This window comes from Micromonospora sp. NPDC049799 (assembly GCF_040656655.1).
GTDB lineage: Bacteria > Actinomycetota > Actinomycetes > Mycobacteriales > Micromonosporaceae > Micromonospora.
Window position 1 is genome coordinate 1 of sequence record NZ_JBFAMU010000430.1, and the last position, 4179, is coordinate 4179.

A 4179-nucleotide genomic window follows, 5' to 3' on the forward strand; every position below is an offset into this window, starting at 1 on the left:
GACGCTCAAGGAATGCGGCTGGAAGGTGACCGCGAACCAGCTGTGCATCGCCTACTCGCCACCACGCCGAACTCGCGGGGCGCTCCGGCGGGCAGGTCCACCAGGTGCCGCACGAGAGCTCGGTAACGCTCCTCGAATATGTGCAGCGGAAGCACCAGGCCGGGAAAGAGCACCGTTCCGAGCGGAAACACCGGCAGCCGCGCAGTCACGCGTCGAGCCTAGCCGGATCCCCGCGGGACGGCGTGTCCCGGCTCACCGTCGGTGTCGGCCGGGCGGCGCGGGTGGCCGTACGACCGGCCGCCTAGACTCGCAAGGGTGTTGAATCGGATCGACCTGCGCGGTGGCGTCCGTGACCCGCGCCGCCTGCTGCCCCGTGCCCAGCTCGACGTCTCCGTGGCGGTCGAGCGCATCCGCCCGCTCGTCGAGGCGGTACGGGAGCATGGCTACCCGGCGATCCGGGAGGCCAGCGTTCGGTTCGACGGGATCTCTCCGGAGGTGCTGCGGGTGCCCGCCGAGGCGATCGCCGAGGCGGAGGGCACCCTCGACCCGGAGGTGCGCGCCGCACTGCTGGAGTCGATCAGCCGGGCCCGGAAGGTGCACGCCGACCAGCGCCGCACCGACCACACCACCCAGGTCGTGCCCGGCGGCACGGTCACCGAGCGCTGGGTGCCGGTCGACCGGGTCGGCCTCTACGTCCCCGGCGGCCTGGCGATGTACCCGTCGACCGTGGTGATGAACGTGGTGCCCGCCCAGGCGGCCGGCGTCCGGTCGCTGGTCGTGGCGAGCCCGCCGCAGCAGGAGAACGGCGGCCTGCCCGACGCCCGGGTCCTCGCCGCCTGCGCGCTGCTCGGCGTCGACGAGGTCTACGCCGTCGGCGGTGCCCAGGCCGTGGCGATGCTGGCGTACGGCTCCGCGGTCGACGCGGAGGGCACCGCCCACTGCGACCCGGTCGACATGATCACCGGCCCGGGCAACATCTGGGTCACCGCCGCCAAGCGGCTCCTGCGCGGCGTGGTCGGCATCGACGCCGAGGCCGGCCCCACCGAGATCGCGATCCTGGCCGACGCGACCGCCGACCCGGCGCACGTCGCCGCCGACCTGATCAGCCAGGCCGAGCACGACCCCCTCGCGGCCAGCGTGCTGGTCACCCCGTCGGTCGAGCTGGTCGACGCGGTCGAGCGGGAGCTGGCCCGGCAGGTGCCGGCCACCAAGCACGCCGAGCGGGTCACCACCGCGCTCACCGGTGAGCAGAGCGGTGCGGTGCTCGTGGACGACCTGGAGGCCGGGCTGCGTGTCGTCGACGCGTACGCGGCCGAGCACCTGGAGATCCAGACCGAGAACGCCCGCGAGTGGGCACTGCGGGTCCGCAACGCCGGGGCGATCTTCGTGGGCGCCTGGGCGCCGGTGTCCCTCGGCGACTACTGCGCCGGCTCCAACCACGTGCTGCCCACCGGCGGCTGCGCCCGGCACTCCTCGGGTCTGTCCGTGCAGTCCTTCCTGCGCGGCATCCACCTGGTGGAGTACACGCGGGACGCGCTGCGCGAGGTCGCGCCGCACGTGGTGACCCTGGCCGGCGTCGAGGACCTGCCCGCGCACGGCCAGGCGGTCAGCGTCCGTTTCCCCGGAGGAGTGTCGTGACCTCCCTGTCCGACCTGCCGCTGAGGGACGACCTGCGCGGGCTGTCGCCGTACGGCGCCCCGCAGCTGGACGTGCCGGTGCGGCTCAACACCAACGAGAACTCGTACCCGGTGCCCGAGCCGGTGGTCGAGGCGATCGGCAAGGCCCTCGCGGCGGAGCTGCGCGACCTCAACCGCTACCCGGACCGCGACGCCGTGGCGCTGCGCGCCGACCTGGCCGCGTACCTGGGCCACGGGCTCACCGTCGACCAGGTCTGGGCGGCCAACGGGTCCAACGAGATCCAGCAGCAGCTCCTCCAGGCGTTCGGCGGTCCGGGCCGCTCGGCGCTGGGCTTCGTCCCGGCGTACTCGATGCATCCGCTGCTGTCGCTCGGCACCGGGACCCGGTGGATCCCGGCCGTGCGGGGCGTCGACTTCGGCCTCACCGCCGACGAGGCCGTGGGACAGGTCCGTGAGCACCGGCCGGACGTGGTGTTCCTCTGCTCACCGAACAACCCGACCGGCACCGCGCTGGACCCGGCCGTGGTCGCCGCGGTGCTGGACGTCGCGCCCGGGATGGTGGTCGTCGACGAGGCGTACGCCGAGTTCGCCCGGCCCGGCACGGTCAGCGCGCTCGCGGTGCTGTCCGGCCACCCGCGGCTGGTCGTCACCCGGACGATGAGCAAGGCGTTCGGCTTCGCCGGCGGCCGGCTCGGCTACCTCGCGGCCGACCCGGCGGTGGTGGCGGCGGTGCAACTGGTCCGCCTGCCGTACCACCTGTCCTCCCTCACCCAGGCCGCCGCCCGCGCGGCGCTGGCGCACCGCGACGCCCTGCTCGGCACGGTGACAGCGATCATGGAGCAGCGGGACCGGATCGTCACGGAGCTGCGGGCCCGGGGCCACCGGGTGGCCGACAGCGACGCGAACTTCGTCCTCTTCGCCGTCGGCGGCGACCGACAACTCCGGCTCGGCGCGTCTGACGCCGCGCTGCGACCCGGAGCCGTCGACCAGGCCGCCGCCTGGCGCACCCTGCTGGAGGCCGGGGTGCTGGTCCGCGACGTCGGGCTGCCCGGCTGGCTCCGGGTGACCGCCGGCACCCCCGCCGAGACCGACGCGTTCCTCGCCGCAATGGAGAAGTTGTCATGAGTCGCACCGCCCGGATCGAGCGGATCACCAAGGAGACCAACGTCCTGGTCGAGATCGACCTGGACGGCACCGGGAAGGCCGAGATCAGCACCGGGGTCGGCTTCTACGACCACATGCTGCACCAGATCGCCCGGCACGGTGGCTTCGACCTGGTCGTCCGCACCGTCGGCGACCTGGAGATCGACGCCCACCACACGATGGAGGACACCGCGCTCGCCCTGGGTGCCGCGTTCGACCAGGCGCTGGGGGACAAGGCCGGCATCCGCCGGTACGGCTCGGCGACCGTCCCGATGGACGAGGTGCTGGTCCGGGCCGCGGTCGACCTCTCCGGCCGCCCGTACGTGGTGCACGACGAGCCGGCGCTCGCGCCGTACATCGGGCCGGTCTACCCGACCAGCATGACCCGGCACATCTGGGAGTCGTTCGGCCAGTCCGCCCGGATCACCCTGCACGTCGACGTGCTGCGGGCGGCCCGGCCCGGTGGGCACCCGGACGCGCACCACGTGGTCGAGGCCCAGTTCAAGGCGGTCTCCCGGGCGCTGCGCGAGGCGACCGCCCTCGACGAGCGCAACGCGGGCGTGGTGCCGAGCACGAAGGGTGCCCTCTGATGAGCGCGGCCCTGCCGACACTGCTGCTGATCCTGGCCGGGGTGCTGATCGGCGGCGCCTGGTCGTTGCACCGGCAGGGCGCCCCGCGGGCCGCGGTGGTGGTGACCGGGCTGCTCGCCGTGCTGGCCACGGCCGGCGGCCTGCTGTGGTTGTTCCCGGGGGAGGGGTCATGAGTCGTGTGGTGGTGCTCGACTACGGGTCGGGCAACCTGCGGTCGGCGGAGCGGGCTCTCGCGGCTGCCGGCGCCGAGGTGACGGTCACCGACGACCTGGCCGCCGCCGCGGACTCCGACGGCCTGGTGGTGCCGGGCGTCGGCGCGTTCGCCGCGTGCATGGCCGGGATCGAGGAGCTCGGCGCCGGGCCGGTCATCGCGGAGCGGGTGGCCGCCGGCCGTCCGGTGCTCGGCATCTGCGTGGGCATGCAGGTGCTCTTCGAGCACGGCGACGAGCACGGCGTGGTCACCAAGGGCCTGGGTCTGCTGCCGGGCGGGGTGACGAAGCTCGCCGCCGAGCGGCTGCCGCACATGGGCTGGAACACCGTGCGGGCGCCCGGGGGCTCGGTGCTCTTCGGCGGCCTGCCCGCCGACAGCCGCTTCTACTTCGTGCACTCGTACGCGGTCAACGACGTGACCGGGCTGGCCGCCGCCGGCGCCCGGGTGACCGTCGCGCACCACGGGTCCGACTTCGTCGCGGCCGTCGAGCGGGGTTCGCTCTCCGCCGCGCAGTTCCACCCGGAGAAGTCCGCCGACACCGGTGCCGCGCTCCTGCGCAACTGGCTCGCCACCCTCCCGACCGGTGACTGACCGCCGC

General features: G+C 74.1%; 5 protein-coding genes and 1 pseudogene. 5 read left to right on the forward strand and 1 reads right to left on the reverse strand.

Translation table 11 applies throughout. The annotated features are described in order from the left end of the window. Positions 1 to 56: 56 nt before the first annotated feature. Positions 57 to 209, reverse strand: a pseudogene (locus tag AB0I76_RS23765) (LON peptidase substrate-binding domain-containing protein); the annotation flags it as partial. A gap of 106 nt (positions 210 to 315) precedes the next feature. Here AB0I76_RS23765 and hisD point away from each other — a divergent pair. Genes hisD through hisH form a run of 5 tightly spaced genes read left to right on the forward strand, consistent with a single transcriptional unit; the run spans position 316 to position 4172 of the window. Beyond that, entirely contained in the window at positions 316 to 1638 is a 1323-nt protein-coding gene (hisD, locus tag AB0I76_RS23770) for a histidinol dehydrogenase (RefSeq protein ID WP_357039384.1), read from the forward strand. Next, the gene (locus tag AB0I76_RS23775; RefSeq protein ID WP_357039387.1) at positions 1635 to 2762 is read left to right on the forward strand and encodes a histidinol-phosphate transaminase; all 1128 of its coding nucleotides are present in this window, start codon (positions 1635 to 1637) and stop codon (positions 2760 to 2762) included. Before hisD ends, AB0I76_RS23775 begins: the two co-directional genes overlap by 4 nt. Next, on the forward strand, positions 2759 to 3370 hold the full coding sequence (hisB, locus tag AB0I76_RS23780; protein ID WP_357039389.1) for an imidazoleglycerol-phosphate dehydratase HisB: 612 nt from the start codon (positions 2759 to 2761) through the stop codon (positions 3368 to 3370). The genes AB0I76_RS23775 and hisB overlap by 4 nt, the downstream gene beginning before the upstream one ends. Continuing rightward, on the forward strand, positions 3370 to 3543 hold the full coding sequence (locus AB0I76_RS23785; protein WP_357039392.1) for a hypothetical protein: 174 nt from the start codon (positions 3370 to 3372) through the stop codon (positions 3541 to 3543). Before hisB ends, AB0I76_RS23785 begins: the two co-directional genes overlap by 1 nt. After that, complete coding sequence (gene hisH / locus AB0I76_RS23790; RefSeq protein ID WP_357039395.1) at positions 3540 to 4172, forward strand: imidazole glycerol phosphate synthase subunit HisH; 633 nt, start codon at positions 3540 to 3542, stop codon at positions 4170 to 4172. Before AB0I76_RS23785 ends, hisH begins: the two co-directional genes overlap by 4 nt. Positions 4173 to 4179: the final 7 nt, after the last annotated feature.